Origin of the sequence: Caballeronia zhejiangensis, from assembly GCF_000698575.1 — a bacterium.
In the GTDB taxonomy this organism is placed as follows: domain Bacteria; phylum Pseudomonadota; class Gammaproteobacteria; order Burkholderiales; family Burkholderiaceae; genus Caballeronia; species Caballeronia zhejiangensis.
The window spans coordinates 86,252-104,406 of sequence record NZ_JFHD01000005.1 but is presented as its reverse complement, the minus strand read 5'-3'; the positions used below and the strand labels follow the sequence as shown (position 1 = coordinate 104,406).

Here is an 18,155-nt window from a genome sequence, read left to right as displayed (position 1 = left end):
CGCCGCAGACCGGAGGCCCGCATGTCCGTTCCGCTCGATCAGATTCCCGCCCCGCACGACGCCGCGCAGCTCACGCTCGTCGATCAACTGGTGCAATGGGGGCGCAGGCGCATCGACGAGCGCGTGTTTCGTCCGGGCATGCGGATGCCGTCGATCCGCAAACTCGCGCTGGATAAAGGCGTGTCGCGCTTTACCGTGGTCGAGGCGTACGAGCGGCTCGTCGCGCACGGCTATCTCGATTCGCGGCGCGGCTCCGGTTTTTACGTGCGCGAGCGCATCGCGCCGACGCTCGTCGCGAAGGGCGAGACGCCCGCCGTCGCGGCGGATCGCGAGCCGGTGCAGAACACCATCGACGTGGTCTGGCTGCTGCGCAACATGCTGCATACGTCCAGTCCTGAAAAAGGGCCGGGGCTCGGCTATTTGCCGGGCCGCTGGCTCGACGGCGAATTGATCACCAACGCGCTGCGCTCGCTGTCGCGCCAGAGCGGGGCGCAGATGCTGGGCTTCGGCACGCCGCAAGGCTTTTTGCCGCTGCGCCAGCAGTTGCAGACGCGGCTCGAGGAACTGGAGATCGGCGCGTCGGCGGCGCGGCAGATCGTGCTCGTGTCGGGCATCACGCAGGCGATCGATCTCATTTCTCGTCTCTATGTGAAGCCGGGCGATGCCGTGATCGTCGGCGATCCGGCGTGGTTTCAGATGTTCGGCCGCTTCGCTTCGCAAGGCGCGCGGCTCGTCGGCATGCCGTACACGCCCGACGGCCCCGATCTCGATGCGCTGGAGACGCTCGTCGCGACCTGGCGGCCGAAGATGCTCATCATCAATTCGGTGCTGCAGAATCCGACCGGCACGTCGCTGACGGCGGCGCAGGCGTACCGCATCCTGCAACTCGCGCAGGAATACGACTTCATCGTCGTCGAGGACGATGTCTACGGCGATCTGTGTCCCGCTGGCTTTCCCGCGACGCGCCTCGCATCGCTCGATCAGTTGAAGCGCGTGATCTTCCTCGGCAGCTTTTCGAAGACGCTCGCGGCGAATCTGCGCGTCGGGTATATCGCGGCGGCGCCGGAAGTCGCGAAAGCGCTCGCGGATCAGAAGATGCTCGTCGGCATGACGAGTCCCGAGCTCAACGAGCGCGTCGTCTACAAGGTGTTGACGGAAGGGCATTACCGGCGTCACGTCGAGCGGCTGCGGGCCCGGCTCGACGGCGTGCGCGACAAGACCGCGCGCATGCTGGAAAAAACCGGCCTCAGACTTTTCGCGCCGCCGGCTGCGGCGGGCATGTTCCTGTGGGCGGACGCGGGCATCGATTCCGATGGACTCGCGGCAGCCGGACACGAAGCCGGCTTTCTGCTGACGCCCGGCAGCCTGTTTTCGCCGCATCAGTCTCCGACGACGTGGATGCGCTTCAACATCGCCAATTGCGGCGATCCGGCCTTGCCCGCCTTGCTGTCGAACTATCTGGAAAAGGCCGCGCGGCGCAGCGCCTAGCGGCGCCGTCCGGCAAGCCTTGGCAGATTGCGGCGCGCGGCGGGCGCGCGGATGAACTCCGCGAGCACGGTCTCATAGAGCGCGAGCGCGCCGGGCGTATGCCGGTAGCGATGCTCGTAAAGGCGGTTTTGCCCGTCGCAGAACTTGAGCGCGAAATAATCCGCGAGCAGGTTGCCTTGCGCTTCCATGTTGTAATCGCAGAGGCGCTTGTCATCGGCGAGCGTGTACGCATACCGCAGGCCGATGCGAATCGCGCCGCGCAGCCGCACCGGATAGCCGAGCTGGAATTGCCAGACATGCGTCATCTCGTGGATGAACCACATGCGGTCGGCGATGTCGCAGGCGGAGAAGTCGTCCTGAAAACATCCGCGCGGAAAATAGAGGTTGCCGTTCGGCGCCATCGCCGTGCGGCGCGGCTGCAGGCCGAACGGCAGATAGGCGCGCGCGTGCACGCGCACCCGCGAATAGTCGATGGCGTCGCGGAAGATCGAACGGGCGATGTCGATCTCGCCGGGTGTGAGTGCGCGGGCGGTGCGGTGCATGCAGGCATCATAACGGCGTGCACGTCGCTCTTGAAATCGAGCGGCGCGCCCTTATATCGGACGAATTCGGCCAACACGGCCAACGCATCCGCATCAACGAAATCAAAGAGGAACCGACATGGCGCAAGAAACCATGAGCTTTCAGGCAGAAGTGAAGCAGCTTCTGCATCTGATGATCCATTCGCTCTACAGCAACAAGGAAATTTTCCTGCGCGAGCTGATTTCCAACGCATCCGATGCCGCGGACAAGCTGCGCTTCGAAGCCATCGAGAACAGCGCGCTCTACGAGAACGATCCGGATCTGCGCATCCGCGTGTCGTTCGATAAAGCCGCGCGCACGGTCACCATCGACGACAACGGCATCGGCATGAGCCGCGACGAAGCGATTTCGCACCTCGGCACGATCGCACGTTCGGGCACCAAGGAATTCTTCTCGAAGCTCTCCGGCGACCAGCAGAAGGACGCGGCGCTCATCGGGCAGTTCGGCGTCGGCTTCTATTCGGGTTTCATCGTCGCGGACAAGATCACGGTCGAGACGCGCCGCGCCGGTCTCGCGGCGAACGAGGGCGTGCGCTGGACGAGCGCGGGCGAGGGCGATTTCGAAGTCGAGGACATCGAGCGCGCGCAACGCGGCACGACCATCACGCTGCATCTGCGCGCGGACGAGGACGAGTTCCTGTCGACGCATCGTCTGAAGTCGATCATCCAGAAGTATTCGGATCACGTCGCGCTGCCCATCCTGATGAAGAAGGAAGAGTGGGACGCCGAAAAGAGCGAGATGGTCACGAAGGACGAGGACGAGACCGTCAACCAGGCGAGCGCGCTCTGGACGCGTCCGAAGAACGACATCACGGACGAGCAGTACAAGCAGTTTTATCAGCACGTTTCGCACGATCACGACGAGCCGCTCGCGTGGACGCATAACCGCGTCGAAGGCCGCAGCGAGTACACGCAACTGCTGTACGTACCGAAGCACGCGCCGTTCGATCTGTGGAACCGCGAGCATCGCGGCGGACTGAAGCTCTACGTGAAGCGCGTGTTCATCATGGATGACGCCGAGCAACTGCTGCCCGCGTATCTGCGTTTCGTGAAGGGCGTCGTCGATTCCGCCGATCTGCCGCTCAACGTATCGCGCGAAATCCTGCAGGAAAGCCGCGACGTGAGGGCGATTCGCGAAGGCGTGACCAAGCGCGTGCTGTCGATGCTCGAAGAGCTCGCGACGTCTTCGGCCGAAGCCACCGAAGACGCCGACAAGCAGAAGTACGCCACGTTCTGGAACGAGTTCGGGCAAGTGCTGAAGGAAGGCATCGGCGAGGACTTCAGCAATCGCGAGCGCATCGCGAAGCTGGTGCGTTTCGCATCGACGCACAACGACAGCAACGAGCAGAACGTGTCGCTCGCGGACTACGTTGCGCGCATGAAGCCCGAGCAGACGAAGATCTATTACGTCACCGCCGATAGCTGGCAGGCCGCGAAGAACAGCCCGCATCTCGAAGTGTTCCGCAAGAAGGGCGTCGAAGTGCTGCTGCTGACGGACCGCGTCGACGAGTGGATGCTGTCGTTCCTCAATGAGTTCGATGGCAAGCCGCTGCAGAGCGTCGCGCGCGGCGACCTCGATCTCGGCGCGCTCGACGACGAGGAAAAGCAGCAGCAAGAGAAGGTCGGCGAGGAAATGAAGCCGCTCGTCGAGAAGATGAAGGAAGCGCTCGAAGGCAAGGCGAAGGACGTGCGCCTCACGTTCCGTCTCACCGATTCGCCGAGCTGTCTCGTCGCGGATGAAGGCGACATGAGCGGTTATCTGCAACGCATGCTGAAGGCAGCGGGGCAGAACGCGCCGCAAGCGGAACCGATTCTCGAAGTGAATCCTGAGCATCCGCTGGTGAAGTCGTTAAATGCGGATAACGCCAATTTCGTCGACTGGTGTCATCTGCTGTTCGATCAGGCGTTGCTGGCCGAAGGCGGCGCGCTGGAGGACCCGGCGAGCTTCGTGAAGCGCACGAACGCGTTGTTGCTTGCGCGGTAAGTCTTTGCAGGTGATTTGAATGAACGCGCCGCCGGGGAACCGGCGGCGCGTTTTTTACTTGCTCTTGCGTTCCTTGTTCGACTGAGCGATGAGCGATGCCGCCATCCTTCGGGTCTCTTCCGAATACTTCGGGCTTCTCAATGCTTGCGATGCCTTGTGTTCCATTGCCGCGCCGGTCTGTTTGTTCGTGTGGCGCTGCGCGAGAACCGATCCCGCGAAGCTCTTCGCAATCTTCGATGCGTGCGGATCATGCAATGTCTTTTCGGCGATCTCGGTGACTGCTTTCGACGACTGTTTCTTGTTGATTGTCATAGTCTTGTTTCATTGATTCTTCGTCTGGACGCCGCGCCTCGGTGATGCAGTGTTCGCGGCCAATCCCCTTATATCCGTGGATGGCGAGCAATTCCAGCCGAAACGTCCGAATAGCGGGTGCCTCTATAATCCGCCGCATGCTCACGCCCAACGATCCCATCGACGCACACTGGCGCGTCGTCCCGCTTGCCTCGCTCACCGACGCTCAAAAGGACTGGCTCACGCGCGGCGGCTCGCTGACCGCGCATCTGCGCACGCTCGGCGCGGTGACGGTCGAAGTGACGCGCGAAGCCGTCGCTATGCCGTGGCGCGACGAATGGCGCGCGCTCGATGTCACGCCGCGCACGCCCGTCTGGACGCGCGAAGTCACGCTCAAGGTCGATGGCGCGCCGTTTGTCGTCGCGCATAGCGTCGTGCCGCTTTCGCACAGCACGGGTATCTGGCAATCGATGCGCCGTCTGCGCACGCGTCCGCTCGCCGAACTGCTTTATAGCGATAGCAGCGTGTCGCGCTCGGCGCTCGTCAGCAGAAGGATCACCGCGCGGCATCCGCTGCATCGGCTGGCATCGGCGCATAGGGAAAGCGCGCATGCGCTCGTCGCGAGACGATCCGTGTTCAAGCGTCACGGCGCGCCGCTGATGGTCACCGAATGCATGCTCGATGCGCTCTGGACGCGCCTCGACGTATCAGCCGCGAAAAAGCACCATTGGGAACACGCGCGTTCGCTCGAACATCTGAGCTCGCATGCGAAGCGCGTCGCGCACGGCGAGGCGAAATGAAGCTCGCGGGATTCGAACCGGTCGGCGATGACGCCACGCACACCCTCATCCTCGGCAGCTTTCCGGGCGTCGCATCGCTGGCGGCGACGCAGTATTACGCGCATCCGCGCAATCAGTTCTGGCGGCTCGTCGGCGCGGCGATCGGGGAACCGCTCCACGAACTGAGCTACGACGAACGTCTGGCGCGCCTGAAGCAGCACGGCATCGGCTTATGGGACGTGCTCGCCGCGTGCGAACGCGAAGGCAGTCTCGATGCCGCGATCCGCAACGCATCGCCCAACGACTTCGCCGTGTTCCGCACGCGCTTCCCGAACTTGCGCAAGGTCTGCTTCAACGGCAAGACCTCGGGCAAGTTCGCGCCCGTCCTTGCAGCGGCAGGCTACGCGACGCTCGTGCTGCCGTCGTCGAGCGCGGCCAATGCTATCCTCTCGTTCGATCAAAAATTGCGCATCTGGCGCGACATCCTCACCACACAATGACGAATCTCATCAAGCGCGCGTCGGCCGAAGCCCGCGCGTTCGGCCGCAAGAAAGACAACGCCAAATCGAAGCGCAATCGCGACGATGACGAGCTCGCGAACGCCCCGCGCATCGAGGCGCCGCGCAAGCCGCGCTTCGCGCCCGTGACGTTCTCGGAAGAGGGCGGCGTGCGCTATCTGCATTTCGGCACCGAATGGGTGCAAGGCGCGATGCGTTTGAAGAAGCCCGATCACATCGAGCTCGAATACGCGCAGCAGATGATGGCGTGGCTGCTCTTCATCGAAACGCCCGAGCGCATCGCGCAACTCGGTCTCGGCGCGGCCGCGCTCACGAAGTTCTGTCACCGCTTTCTCAAGCGCGCGAAGGTCGAAGCGGTCGAACTGAACCCCGCGGTCGTGATCGCCGCGCGCGCGATGTTCGAACTGCCCTATGACGACGCGCGCCTCACCGTCACCGAGCGCGACGCGTGGGAGTTCGTCAACGATCGCGCGAACCACGGCACGATCGGCGCATTGCAGATCGATCTCTACGACGCCACCGCGCGCGGCCCCGTCCTCGACAGCGTGTCGTTCTATCGTGCGTGCCGCGCGTGTCTCACGCCCGAGGCGGGCGTCGTCACGATCAATCTGTTCGGCGATCATCCGAGCTTCGTGCGCAACATGCGGCATCTGAACGAAGCGTTCGATCATCGCGTGATCGCGCTGCCCGAAGTGCACGACGGCAATCGCGTCGCGCTCGCCTTCGCCGGTCCCGCGCTCGACGTGCCATTCGCCGCGCTCGAAACGCGCGCGAAGCTCATCGAAGCCCAACTCGGCCTGCCCGCGCGCAAGTGGGTGAAGGGTCTCGCCGAAAGCGCGGGCATCCCGACGACGGGTTCGTTCTCCATCTGACCGAACATGCATCGGGCCGGAGCGTGCGTTCTGGCCCTTTCGCGGCTATCACAGAAGCAAGCAGAGAAATCAGCGGAATCTGAATAGTCGGGATTCTCCCTGATTTGAGCGCTATTTATCGGTCCATATACTCCCTCTGTTATTTCGGGGCGCTTCAAGCGGCATGTCTACCCGACGACCGGCATCCCGCCGGGCTCGCAATAACGACAAAACAAGAGGAGACCGTTCATGGCTCACGAAGCTACGACCGGCACCGGACAACCGCGCAACAAGCATTGGCTGTGGCTTCTGATCCTTCCGTGGATCGGTGTGGTCTGGGTGCCTTTCTACAACAAGATCGAGCCCGTTCTGTGGGGCTTTCCGTACTTCTACTGGTATCAGCTGCTGTGGGTGCTGATCAGCGCCGTCATCACCGCCGTCGTCTATAAGAAGACGAAGGCGCTGCCCTCGGGACGAAAGAACGGAGGCGCGCGATGATGAACACCACCGCAACCTTCGTCTTCGTCCTCTTCTTCGTCGGCGTCACGATTCTCGGCTTCATCGCCGCGCACTGGCGCAAGGGCGATCTCGCCCAGCTCGACGAATGGGGCCTCGGCGGACGCCGCTTCGGGACCATCGTCACGTGGTTCCTGCTCGGCGGCGATCTCTATACCGCCTACACGTTCGTCGCGGTGCCGGCGCTCGTGTTCGGCGCGGGCGCGACGGGCTTCTTCGCGCTGCCGTACACGATCCTCATTTATCCATTCGCGTTCGTCGTGTTTCCGAAGCTCTGGAGCATCGCGAAGCGTCACGGCTATGTGACCGCCGCCGACTTCGTGCACGCGCGCTACAACAGCCGCATGCTCGCGCTCGCCGTCGCGCTGACGGGCATCGTCGCGACCATGCCGTACATCGCGCTGCAACTCGTCGGCATCGAAGTGGTGATCGGCGCGCTCGGCTTCTCGACGCAGGGCTTCGTCGGCGATCTGCCGCTCATCATCGCGTTCGCGATTCTCGCCGCGTACACGTACACGTCGGGCCTGCGCGCACCCGCGATGATCGCCGTGGTGAAGGACGTGCTGATCTACGTCACGATCATCGCCGCGATGATCGTGATTCCAGCGCAGCTCGGCGGCTTCGGCCATATTTTCAGCACCGTGCCGCCTGAAAAGCTGCTGCTGAAAGCGCCCGATGCCGCGAGCCTGAACGGCTACAGCGCGTACGCGACGCTCGCGGTCGGCTCGGCGCTCGCGCTCTTCCTGTACCCGCACTCGGTGACGGCGATTCTGTCGTCGAATTCGGGCAACACGATCCGCCGCAACATGTCGCTTCTGCCGGCGTACTCGCTCGTGCTCGGCCTGCTCGCGCTGCTCGGCTACATGGCGCTCGCCTCGGGCGTGAAGGACATGCCGGAATACGCGCAGTACTTCAAGGCCTACGGCGCGAACTTCGCCGTGCCGGCGCTGTTCCTGCACTACTTCCCGTCGTGGTTCGTGGGCGTGGCGTTCGCGGCGATCGGCATCGGCGCGCTGGTGCCGGCGGCGATCATGTCGATCGCGGCGGCGAACCTGTACACACGCAACGTGCATCGCGAGTTCGTCAACACGAACATGACGCCGGAGCAGGAGACCAACGTCGCCAAGCTCGTGTCGCTGATCGTGAAGGTCGGCGCGGTGGTGTTCATTCTCGCGCTGCCGCTCACGTACGCGATCCAGCTGCAACTGCTCGGCGGCATCTGGATCATCCAGACGCTGCCCGCGCTCGTGCTCGGCCTCTATACGCGCGTGCTCGATCATCGCGGCTTGCTGATCGGCTGGGCGACGGGCATCGGCGTCGGTACGTGGATGGCCGTGTCGCTGCAACTGAAGGGCTCGATCTATCCGCTGCATCTGTTCGGCTACGTCGTGCCGGGCTACGCGGCGGTGTGGGCGCTGATCGCGAACCTCATCGTTTCGATCGTCGTGAGCGTGCTCGTGCGCGTTCTCGGCCTCAAGCGCTCCGACGACCGCACGCGTCCGGAAGATTATCTGGACATCGTGGAAGGCTGATTCCGGCCGTCGCGCACCTGCCCGGCGCGGCGCGCGAAAAGCTGGTAAAACGCCCGTAACAGGCTTCTCGCCTTTGCGGGCGTTTTTTTGGACAGCCTTCGTGTGAGCGAACCATGCTTTCTCCGACATCGACGTCAATCAGGCGCGGCCGTCTCTCACGCCTCGTTCACTGGGTCACGTCGCCGTACTTCCGATACCGGCACGCGAACCTGATCCACGGGCTGCGCGTCGGCCTTGCCGTGGCAATGTCGATCGCCGTCACGACGGGCGTCGACATGCCGCACGGCATCTGGGCGACGGTGTCGGTGCTCGTCGTGATCGGCGGGCTGCAGCACTACGGCAACATCCGCAAGAAGGCCGCCGAACGCGCCATCGGCACGACGCTCGGCGCGGGCTTCGGCCTCGTGCTGATTCTCGCGGAGACGCTGACCGGCTCGCAGATGGTGTTCTTCGTGCTGATGTGCCTGGTCGCGGGCGGCTGCGCGTATTACGCCATCGGCAAGCCGGGCTATGTCGCGCTGCTCACGGCGATCACGATGGTCATCGTTTCCGGGCACGGCGACTTGCCGCTTTCCACGGGTTTGTGGCGCACGGCCAATGTGATGATCGGCGTCGTGATCGCGCTCGCGTTCTCGTTCGTGCTGCCGCAATACGCGACGTATTCGTGGCGCTACCGTCTCGCGGACAATCTGCGCGAATGCGCGAGGATCTACGGCGCTTTACTGGATGGCACGCCGCTCGTCGCCGAGGACACGGCGCGCCGCATGTATGCGATGAGCCAGCGGCTCGTGCAGGCGCGCGCGCTGATGGAGTCGGTCGCGAAGGAAACCGATGTGCCGATGGCGCGGCTGGAAGAGATCCAGCGCCTGCATCGCTCGATTCTCGCGGCGCTGGAAATGCTCGTGACGTCGATGCCGGAAGTCTCGGGCGCAACGCCCAGCCGTTTTGCGATTGCGTGCTCGCCGGGCGAACACGCGGTGCGCGGACAGCTCCTGCAGATGGCGCGCGCGCTGCGCTTCGGGCGCGTCGGTTTGCTGTATCGCGCGATGGATGCGTCGGGCGCGCCGCAATCGAACGCCGCCGCCGACGAGAACGCGACGACGCAGGGCATGCACTGGCTCGCGATGCGTTTCGTCGAGCAGGTGGATCGCTTGCGGATGCGGCTGTCGGAAATCGAGCGGCAGTGGAATATCGAAGGGGCGCGGCCGCTCAATCCATGAAGCAGTGAATGCTCAGGCTGCCTGCACTTCGGCTTCGTGCACCACGTTGATGAGCCAGGGCACGCCGAAACGATCCGTCAGCATGCCGAAGCCTTGTGTCCAGAACGTGGATTGCCACGGCGTGAGCACGTTGCCGCCTTCGGCGAGCATGTTGAAGATGCGCTCGCCGGATTGCGCGTCGTCCGCGGCGATCGACAGCGTGAAGCCCGAATAGTCCTTGCGCGGCTGACCATAGCGGCCGTCGGACACCAGAATCGCGTTCGGGCCGACGCAGAATACCGCATGCATGATCTTGTCTGCCCAGTCGGGCGGGGCGTTGCCGCCGTCCGGCGCATCGCGGAAGCGCACCAGCGCGGCGATCTGCGCGCCGAACGCGGCCTGATAGAGTTCGAGCGCCTCGGCGCAGTCGCCGTTGTAGAAGATATAGGTATCCAGTTGCATGACCGAATGACTCCGTGCATATAAAGCGGACATGCCGCCAGAGCCCGAAAGTCTATTGCAACGGCGTCCTACGTCGACTCGGAAACGGTCAAATTAGGTCAAGAAGCAGCGAAATGGAAAAAACCGCAAATCGCACCAGTGATCCGGCGCGATTCGCGGTTCTGTTTTCAGCGCGCTTATTGCAGCGCGGTGATCAGCTTTTCGAGCTTGATCGCATCGGCGGCAAAAGCGCGGATGCCTTCCGCGAGCTTTTCGGTCGCCATGGCGTCGTCGTTGACGAGGAAGCGGAACGTCGGCTCGTCGACGGCGATCTTCTCCACGTTCTCGTTCTTCACGCTCTCCGGCGAGAGCTTGCGCTCGACCTTTTCGTTGCTGTCGGCGAGTTTCTTCAGCAGATCGGGGCTGATCGTGAGCAGGTCGCAGCCCGCCAGTTCGGTGATCTGACTCACCGTGCGGAAGCTCGCGCCCATGACTTCCGTCTTGTAGCCGAACTTCTTGTAGTACGAGTAGATGCGGCGCACCGACTGCACGCCCGGATCGTTCGCGCCGCCGTTTTTCACTTCGTCCCATTCCGCGCCGGCCGACTTCTTGTACCAGTCGTAGATGCGGCCGACGAACGGCGAAATAAGCTGCGCGCCCGCTTCGGCGCACGCGACCGCTTGCGCGAGCGAGAAGAGCAGCGTCATGTTGCAGTGAATGCCTTCCTTCTGCAGCACTTCGGCCGCGCGGATGCCTTCCCACGTCGACGCCAGCTTGATCAGCACGCGATCGCGACTGATGCCCGCGTTCTCGTACAGCTTGATGATGTCGTGCGCCTTGTCGATGGACGCTTTCGTGTCGAACGACAGGCGCGCGTCGACTTCGGTGGACACGCGGCCCGGAATGATCTTGAGAATCTCGGTGCCGAACGCGACGAGCAGATTGTCGATGATCTGCGGCATCGGCTTCTTCGCGTGCTCCTTGACGGTCTTTTCGAGCAGCGGCTTGTAGTCGTCCTTCTGGACGGCCTTCAGGATCAGCGACGGATTGGTCGTCGCGTCCTGCGGCTTGAATGCGATGAATTGCTGGAAGTCGCCCGTGTCGGCGACGACGGTCGTGTATTGCTTGAGCTGGTCGAGAGCGGATGTCATGTCGAGTCTCAGACGCGTGGCGTCTTGTCAAATTGCGGAAAACAACCCGCGGATTGCCCATGATTGCGACGCCGCGCGGCGACTTCGTTCGCGCGGCGCGCCCCTGAATTCATTTTCCCATTCTAGTCCCGAGCGCGGCGAACGCGCTGATACCGTGCGCGCACGCACGCGGCGTGCCGGAATTCGACCGGCGCGCCGCCTCGCGCGTTCAATCGCGTTCAAGCGCGTTCAGTCGCGTTCAATCGGCCGCGTAAGCGAGCTCGTGCCAGCGCCGCACCGTGCCCGAGTCCAACTGGCCGCGCGCGAAGCGCATCTTGCGGACTTCGTCGAGCGCGTGCGCGTCTTTCGCCGGATCGCCGCAGCTCATCTTCATGACGACGTCCTGGACGTGCCCGGCGTCGTCGAGCAGCACGCGCACGATCGTCTTGCGCTTAGGTGCGGTGGCAGGCGGCGTGGAGCGCGCCAGCAGTCTGTCGATCAAAGCCATGACGGAAATGCCAAAAACGATTGCGGAAGCATCGGCCGGAAATCGGGGCCGATTCCGCCATTGTAGGCTGCGTCAGGCGCGTCTGGCATTGAGCACGACATGCGTCACAACGCCCGCGATCAAGCCCCAGAACGCGGAGCCGATCGACAGCAGCGTGAGGCCCGACGCCGTCACCATGAACGTGACGAGCGCGGGCTCGCGTTGACGCGCGTCCTGCATCGCGTTGGCGAGGCCGCTCATGATCGAGCCGAAGAGGGCGAGCGCCGCCACCGACACGACGAGCTCCTTCGGAAACGCCGCGAACAGCGCCGCGATGGTCGCGCCGAACGTGCCCGCGAGCAGATAGAACACGCCGCACCAGACGGCCGCCGTGTAGCGCTTGTCGCGATTCTCGTGCGCCTCGCGGCCGGTGCAGATCGCGGCGGTGATGGCGGCGAGATTCACGCCGTGCGAGCCGAACGGCGCGAGCACGAGCGACGCGAGGCCGGTCGTCGAGATGAGCGGGGCGGAAGGCGTCGTGTAGCCATCGGCGCGCAACACGGCGATGCCTGGCACGTTTTGCGAGGCCATCGCGACGACGAAAAGCGGAATGCCGATGCTGATCGCCGAGGCGATCGAGAACGCGGGCATCGTGAAGACGGGATGCGCGAGCGCCACATGAAAGCGCGAAAAGTCGAGCAGCCCGAGCGCGCCCGCGACCGCGATGCCGACGACGAGCGTCGCCGGGATCGCGTAGCGCGGCAGGAAGCGCTTGCCGGCGAGATACGTGAAAAACATCACGATGACGAGCGAGGTGCGATGCTCGGCGGCGCGAAAAATCTCGATGCCGATCTCGAACAGGATGCCCGCGAGCAGCGCGGCGGCGATGCCCGACGGAATGCGCTTCATCAGCGTGTCGAACCAGCCGGTCAGGCCGACGGCGGTCAAGAGCACCGCGCAGACGATGAACGCGCCGATCGCATCGGCGTAGGCGACGTTCGGCAGCGACGAGACGAGCAGCGCCGCGCCCGGCGTCGACCATGCGACGACGATCGGCGCGCGATAGCGCAGCGACAGGCCGATCGTGCAGACCGCCATGCCCATCGAGAGCGCCCAGATCCACGAGGAAATCTGCGCATCGGACAAATGCGCGGCCTGGCCCGCCTGGAACATCAGGACGAGCGAACTGGTGTAGCCGGTCATCATCGCGACGAAACCGGCGACGATCGTGGAGAGCGACGTATCAAAGAGGAAACGCGGCGCGGCGGGCGCCGGAGCGGAAGCTTTCATTCGGGTGTCTCGATTACTTCGACAGGGCGCGCATGGCGGTTTCGAGGCCGGCCATCGTCAGCGGATACATGCGATTGCCGAGCACGTTGCGGATCGCGGAGATCGACTGGCGATATTCCCATAGCCGCTCGGGCTCGGGATTGAGCCATGCGTGATGCGGGAATTGATCCGCGAGACGGCGCAACCACACCGCGCCGGCCTCGGCATTGTTGTATTCGACGGAGCCGCCCGGCTGCAGCACTTCGTAGGGACTCATGGTGGCGTCGCCGACGAAGATCAGCTTGTAGTCCGGCGTGAACCTGTGCAGCACGTCGAAGGTCGGCGTGCGCTCGGTGTGACGGCGGCGGTTGTTCTTCCACAAATAGTCGTACACGCAGTTGTGGAAGTAGTAGAACTCGAGATGCTTGAACTCGGCCTTCGCCGCCGAGAACAACTCTTCGACGCGCTTGATGTGATCGTCCATCGAGCCGCCGACGTCGAGCAGCATCAGCACTTTCACGTTGTTGTGGCGCTCGGGCACCATCTTGAGATCGAGCCAGCCGGCGTTGGCGGCGGTGCTGCGGATCGTGCCGGGCAGATCGAGCTCTTCGTTCGCGCCTTCGCGCGCGAAGCGCCGCAAGCGCCGCAGCGCGACCTTGATGTTGCGCGTGCCGATTTCGACCTGATCGTCGTAATCCTTGTACGCGCGCTCGTCCCACACTTTCACGGCGGTGCGGTTCCCCGCCGATTCCCCGCCGATGCGAATGCCTTCCGGGTTGTAGCCGCCATGCCCGAAGGGCGACGTGCCGCCCGTGCCGATCCATTTGTTGCCGCCTTCGTGACGCTCCTTCTGCTCGTCCATCAGTTCCTTCAGGCGTTCCATGAGCTTGTCGAGGCCGCCCAGCGCCTCGATGCGCTTCTTCTCTTCCGCCGTGAATTCGCGTTCGAGCCGTTTCCTGAGCCAGTCGAGCGGAATGTCGAAGACTTCGTCGGGAAGCTGCGTCAGGCCGTGGAAATACGCGCCGAACGCGCGATCGAACTTGTCGAAGTACTTCTCGTCCTTCACGAGCGTCATGCGGGCGAGGAAATAGAACTCGTCGAGCGAGGGCGAAATGACCTGCGCCTTCAGCCCTTCGAGCAAGGTCAGATATTCCTTCACCGAAACGGGCAGCTTCGCGTCGCGCAGCGAGTAGAAGAAGTCGATCAGCATGGCGCGCTCTCCATCGTGCTTAACGTTCGAGCCGGAAATTCAGATTGGCGCGCACCGCCGGCCATTCCGAGCGGATGATCGAAAACACGACGGTGTCGCGCAACACGCCGTCCTTGCCGACCTGATGATTGCGCAGAATGCCGTCCTGCTTCGCGCCGAGCCGCGCGATCGCCGTGCGCGACGCGTGGTTCATGAAATGCGTCCGGAATTCGACGGCGATGGCATCGAGCCTGTCGAAGGCGTGCGTGAGCAGCAGCAGCTTGGCTTCGGTGTTGAGCGCGGTCTTCTGCACGCGCTTCGCATACCACGTATGCCCGATCTCCAGCCGACGATTCGCTTCGTCGACGTTGAAGTAACGCGTCGATCCGACGATGTCGCCGCTCTTCGCATCGATCACCGCGAATGGATGCGCGCCCGAGCGGTTGCGCATGTCGAGCGCGGTGTCGATATAGGCGCGCGTCTTGTCGGGCGGCGGCACGAAGGTGTACCAGAGCTTCCACAATTGGCCATCGCTCGCGGCGGCCGTGAGGGCCTGCTCGTGCTCGGGCGTGAGCGGCACGAGCCTGACGTGTTCGCCTTGCAGCGTGACGGGTTCGATCCAGCGGCTCATGTCGTTATCAGCGATGGTTGCGGTTCATGAACAGCAGCCGCTCGAAGAGCGCGACGTCCTGTTCGTTCTTGAGCAACGCGCCGTGCAGCGGCGGCACGATCTGTTTCTGATCCGACGAGCAAAGCGCCTCGGGCGGAATGTCTTCGGCCAGGAGCAGCTTGAGCCAGTCGAGCAGTTCGGACGTCGACGGCTTCTTCTTCAGGCCCGAGACCTGGCGCAGCTCGAAGAAGCTCTGCATCGCCGCGGCGAGCAGATCCTGCTTGATGTTCGGAAAATGCACCTCGACGATGGCCTTCATCGTCTCCGCGTCCGGGAACTTGATGTAGTGGAAGAAGCAGCGGCGCAGGAACGCGTCAGGCAACTCCTTCTCGTTATTCGACGTGATGATGACGAGCGGCCTGTGCTTCGCTTTCACGAGCTCGCGCGTCTCGTAGACGTAGAACTCCATGCGGTCGAGTTCGCGCAGCAAGTCGTTCGGAAATTCGATGTCCGCCTTGTCGATCTCGTCGATGAGCAGCACGCTCTGCTGGTCCGACTCGAACGCCTGCCACAGCACGCCCTTGACGATGTAATTGCGGATGTCCTTCACGCGCTCGTCGCCGAGCTGCGAATCGCGCAGGCGCGAGACGGCGTCGTATTCGTACAGGCCTTGCTGGGCTTTCGTCGTCGATTTGATGTGCCACTGCAGAAGCGGCATGCCGAGTGCTCCCGCAACTTCCTCGGCGAGCATGGTCTTGCCGGTTCCCGGTTCGCCCTTGATGAGCAGCGGCCGTTGCAGCGTCATCGCGGCGTTCACCGCGAGCTTGAGATCGTCGGTTGCGACGTATTGCGATGAGCCTTCGAAACGCATGACGAAGATCCGGTTGGCAAAAAAATCCCAGTATAAGTCAGAAGACCTTTCCGCATTGAGGCGCGCCCGGTATCGTTTGAGCCGCTTTATCGGCAGGTCGACGCTGCATGCCCGAGCGCGGGTGAAGCGTGCGCGCAAGCGGGTTCATCGCGTGTACAGGGACGAATTGTCGCAGGGCAAACGGCTGCTTTTCAGCCGATTCCCCTTGTCAGCAGGGCTTCGGCGCGGTTCGCGTGTGGACGGAGGGTAGGTCGCGCGGTACAATTAGCGCGATTTTTTTGGCCTGCGTGGCGACAGACCCTGCAACAGCAAACAGTCCCGAGAAGGTTGTATTGCGCTCGGCGCGGGCCGCGGCCTTGTGAGCGCCGGATTTCCCCTCAAGCCAGGTTAGAAGAGCTATGAACAATTTCGTCGGCAAATGTGCCGTGATTGCAGCGCTGTCCGGTCTCGCCGGCTTCGCGAGTGAGGCGTCGGCCGACGTCGTCGGCAACGCGAAGGCCGCAGAGGGCAAGGTTGCGATGTGCATCGGCTGCCACGGCATCCCCGGCTATCGCACCGCGTACCCCGAGGTGTACGAAGTGCCGATGCTGGGCGGCCAGAACGCGCAGTACATCGCCAATGCGCTGCATGCCTACAAGAAGGGCGACCGTCATTTCGACACGATGCGCGCCATCGCGACGACGCTGTCGGATCAGGATATCGCCGATATCGCCGCGTACTACGCTGCGCAGACTCCCCAATCGAAGAACAATCCCGACAAGTGATCCGCGCGTGAACGCAAAGCGACAACGGGAAGGAGAATTCATGAAGCCGTCCAAGGCACTTCACTCAAGCTTCAAGGCAGCGAGCGCCGCAGCGGCGCTCATCGGCATGACGGCGTTCGGCAGCGCGCACGCAGCCGATGTCGCAAACGGCAAGGCGCTTTCCGACAGCCACAACTGCGCGGCCTGTCACGGTCCCGGTCTGAACAAGCCGGTGAGCGGCGAGTATCCGCGTCTCGCGGGTCAGCACGCGACGTACATCTACTGGGCGCTGCGGCAGTATCAGATCGGCGGCAACAACCCGAACTTCGGACGCAACAACGCCATCATGGCGGCGCAGGTGCAGAACCTGTCGCAGAGCGATCTGAAGGATCTCGCGGCATACATCGAATCGCTCGATGGCAGTCTCGTGCTGAAGAAGTAAGCGCGATTTCTCCCGCAATCCGCACAACGAAACACCCCGCTCGAAGCGGGGTGTTTTGCTTGATGCGTCCGGTTTCGATGCTTAGTCGCGCGAAGCACGGCGCTCGATCAGCGCGAGATAGGCGTCGGTGTCGGGCGGGGTGCCGGAGCGCTGCGCTTCCCAGATGATCTGGCCGAGGCAATCCATGATCGCGTGCTGCGCGTCGTGCGGCGAGCCGAGGCGTGCGACGAGCCTGTCGTGCGCGCGGCGGATGCCCGGCGGCTGATCGATCGAAAGCTGCTCGCTGATCGCGAGATGCATCGACAGATGCAGAAACGGGTTCGTCTGACCGCGATCGGGCGAGTAATCGGCTTCGCGCGATTCGGGGTTCACGAGCGCGTCGTGATATTCCGGATGCTCGCCGATCCAGTCGGCGGCCATGCTTTCGAGCGGCGTCAGAATCTCGCCGGCGCGCTCCTTGCGCCACGTTTCGGTGAAGAACTGGCGAACTTCGTCGCGGCTGGGGTTGAACATAACGTATTGATTCGATTGCGGGTTTCTGAATCCGCTATTGTAGACCGCGATGCACCGGTTCTGCCCAAACCCTCTTCATTCGACGGGCGCGGGCGTCTTCGGCCGATACTCGCAGAGCGGCTCGATCGCGCAATGCCAGCATTCCGGCACGCGCGCCTTGCAGACATAGCGTCCATGCAGGATCAGCCAGTGATGCGCGTCGTGCAGAAATTCCTTCGGCGTGAATTTCTCGAGCGCGGTTTCGACGGCGCGCACGTCCTTGCCCGGCGCGAGCCCGGTGCGATTCGCGACGCGAAAGATGTGCGTATCGACGGCGATAGACGGCTGCCCGAACGCGATGTTCAGCACGACGTTCGCGGTCTTGCGGCCGACGCCCGGCAGCGCTTCCAGCGCCTCGCGATTGTCCGGCACCTCGCCGCCGTGCTGCTCGACGAGCATGCGGCACGTCGCGATCACGTTCTTCGCCTTCGTGCGATACAGCCCGATCGTGCGGATGTATTCCGCTACGCCTTCCTCGCCGAGCGCGAGCACCGTTGCCGGCGTGTTGGCGACGGGAAACATCTTGCGCATCGCCTTGTTCACGGAGACGTCGGTGGCCTGCGCGGAGAGCATCACGGCGATCAGCAGTTCGAACGGCGTCGTGTACTCGAGCTCGGTCACCGGGTGCGGATTCAGGCTCTGCAAGGTCTCGTAGATCGCGCGGCGCTTCGTGGCGTTCATG

Annotated in this window: 21 protein-coding genes; 10 read left to right on the top strand and 11 right to left on the bottom strand. The window is 63.4% G+C overall.

What is annotated here, in order from left to right:
• The first annotated feature begins 21 nt into the window (after positions 1–21).
• Positions 22–1,488, top strand: coding sequence for an aminotransferase-like domain-containing protein (locus BG60_RS09870; protein ID WP_034471274.1), 1,467 nt, complete (start codon positions 22–24; stop codon positions 1,486–1,488).
• Here the strand turns inward: BG60_RS09870 and BG60_RS09865 are convergent.
• Entirely contained in the window at positions 1,485–2,030 is a 546-nt protein-coding gene (locus tag BG60_RS09865) for a hypothetical protein (protein ID WP_034471272.1), read from the bottom strand. The two genes, BG60_RS09870 and BG60_RS09865, sit on opposite strands and share 4 nt — an antisense overlap.
• 118 nt (positions 2,031–2,148) lie before the next feature.
• On the opposite strand from BG60_RS09865, the gene htpG reads away from it, so the two are divergent.
• Positions 2,149–4,053 (top strand): molecular chaperone HtpG, encoded by a 1,905-nt coding sequence (gene htpG / locus BG60_RS09860; protein ID WP_008350715.1) that lies wholly within the window; start codon positions 2,149–2,151, stop codon positions 4,051–4,053.
• A 54-nt stretch (positions 4,054–4,107) separates the two neighbouring features.
• Here the strand turns inward: htpG and BG60_RS09855 are convergent, their stop codons facing one another.
• On the bottom strand, positions 4,108–4,365 hold the full coding sequence (locus tag BG60_RS09855) for a hypothetical protein (protein ID WP_034471270.1): 258 nt from the start codon (positions 4,363–4,365) through the stop codon (positions 4,108–4,110).
• 137 nt (positions 4,366–4,502) lie between these two features.
• Here BG60_RS09855 and BG60_RS09850 point away from each other — a divergent pair, with 137 nt between their 5' ends.
• From BG60_RS09850 to BG60_RS09825, 6 genes are all read left to right on the top strand, one after another.
• Positions 4,503–5,144, top strand: coding sequence for a chorismate--pyruvate lyase family protein (locus tag BG60_RS09850; protein WP_034471268.1), 642 nt, complete (start codon positions 4,503–4,505; stop codon positions 5,142–5,144).
• Positions 5,141–5,623, top strand: a complete 483-nt coding sequence (locus BG60_RS09845; protein WP_034471266.1) for a DNA-deoxyinosine glycosylase — start codon at positions 5,141–5,143, stop codon at positions 5,621–5,623. The genes BG60_RS09850 and BG60_RS09845 overlap by 4 nt, the downstream gene beginning before the upstream one ends.
• A complete protein-coding gene (locus tag BG60_RS09840) occupies positions 5,620–6,513 on the top strand; it encodes a class I SAM-dependent methyltransferase (protein WP_034471265.1) in 894 nt (297 codons plus the stop codon). The genes BG60_RS09845 and BG60_RS09840 overlap by 4 nt, the downstream gene beginning before the upstream one ends.
• A gap of 228 nt (positions 6,514–6,741) precedes the next feature.
• Complete coding sequence (locus BG60_RS09835) at positions 6,742–6,990, top strand: DUF3311 domain-containing protein (protein ID WP_008350708.1); 249 nt, start codon at positions 6,742–6,744, stop codon at positions 6,988–6,990.
• Positions 6,990–8,540: a monocarboxylate uptake permease MctP gene (mctP, locus tag BG60_RS09830; RefSeq protein ID WP_008350706.1), complete on the top strand. Its 1,551-nt coding sequence runs from the start codon at positions 6,990–6,992 to the stop codon at positions 8,538–8,540. The genes BG60_RS09835 and mctP overlap by 1 nt, the downstream gene beginning before the upstream one ends.
• Positions 8,541–8,653: 113 nt before the next feature.
• Positions 8,654–9,760, top strand: a complete 1,107-nt coding sequence (locus BG60_RS09825; protein ID WP_034471263.1) for an FUSC family protein — start codon at positions 8,654–8,656, stop codon at positions 9,758–9,760.
• A 12-nt stretch (positions 9,761–9,772) separates the two neighbouring features.
• On the opposite strand, the gene BG60_RS09820 is transcribed toward BG60_RS09825, so the two are convergent.
• From BG60_RS09820 to BG60_RS09790, 7 genes are all read right to left on the bottom strand, one after another.
• The gene (locus tag BG60_RS09820) at positions 9,773–10,201 is read right to left on the bottom strand and encodes a VOC family protein (protein ID WP_008350703.1); all 429 of its coding nucleotides are present in this window, start codon (positions 10,199–10,201) and stop codon (positions 9,773–9,775) included.
• Between the two features lie 176 nt (positions 10,202–10,377).
• Positions 10,378–11,331 (bottom strand): transaldolase, encoded by a 954-nt coding sequence (gene tal, locus BG60_RS09815; RefSeq protein ID WP_008350701.1) that lies wholly within the window; start codon positions 11,329–11,331, stop codon positions 10,378–10,380.
• 238 nt (positions 11,332–11,569) lie between these two features.
• Positions 11,570–11,818 (bottom strand): energy transducer TonB family protein, encoded by a 249-nt coding sequence (locus tag BG60_RS09810; RefSeq protein ID WP_034471261.1) that lies wholly within the window; start codon positions 11,816–11,818, stop codon positions 11,570–11,572.
• Positions 11,819–11,890: 72 nt separating this feature from the next.
• A complete protein-coding gene (locus tag BG60_RS09805; protein ID WP_034471259.1) occupies positions 11,891–13,087 on the bottom strand; it encodes a benzoate/H(+) symporter BenE family transporter in 1,197 nt (398 codons plus the stop codon).
• A 13-nt stretch (positions 13,088–13,100) separates the two neighbouring features.
• Positions 13,101–14,276 (bottom strand): vWA domain-containing protein, encoded by a 1,176-nt coding sequence (locus BG60_RS09800; RefSeq protein WP_008350694.1) that lies wholly within the window; start codon positions 14,274–14,276, stop codon positions 13,101–13,103.
• Positions 14,277–14,295: 19 nt separating this feature from the next.
• The gene (locus BG60_RS09795) at positions 14,296–14,886 is read right to left on the bottom strand and encodes a GNAT family N-acetyltransferase (protein ID WP_034471257.1); all 591 of its coding nucleotides are present in this window, start codon (positions 14,884–14,886) and stop codon (positions 14,296–14,298) included.
• A 7-nt stretch (positions 14,887–14,893) separates the two neighbouring features.
• Positions 14,894–15,736: an AAA family ATPase gene (locus BG60_RS09790; protein ID WP_034471255.1), complete on the bottom strand. Its 843-nt coding sequence runs from the start codon at positions 15,734–15,736 to the stop codon at positions 14,894–14,896.
• Between the two features lie 398 nt (positions 15,737–16,134).
• Here BG60_RS09790 and BG60_RS09785 point away from each other — a divergent pair, with 398 nt between their 5' ends.
• On the top strand, positions 16,135–16,500 hold the full coding sequence (locus BG60_RS09785; RefSeq protein WP_008350687.1) for a c-type cytochrome: 366 nt from the start codon (positions 16,135–16,137) through the stop codon (positions 16,498–16,500).
• Positions 16,501–16,540: 40 nt separating this feature from the next.
• On the top strand, positions 16,541–16,921 hold the full coding sequence (locus tag BG60_RS09780) for a c-type cytochrome (RefSeq protein ID WP_008350685.1): 381 nt from the start codon (positions 16,541–16,543) through the stop codon (positions 16,919–16,921).
• 81 nt (positions 16,922–17,002) lie between these two features.
• On the opposite strand, the gene BG60_RS09775 is transcribed toward BG60_RS09780, so the two are convergent.
• Together BG60_RS09775 and nth are read right to left on the bottom strand one after the other, a co-directional pair.
• A complete protein-coding gene (locus tag BG60_RS09775) occupies positions 17,003–17,434 on the bottom strand; it encodes a DUF1841 family protein (protein WP_008350683.1) in 432 nt (143 codons plus the stop codon).
• Positions 17,435–17,509: 75 nt separating this feature from the next.
• Complete coding sequence (gene nth, locus BG60_RS09770; protein WP_008350681.1) at positions 17,510–18,154, bottom strand: endonuclease III; 645 nt, start codon at positions 18,152–18,154, stop codon at positions 17,510–17,512.
• Position 18,155: the final 1 nt, after the last annotated feature.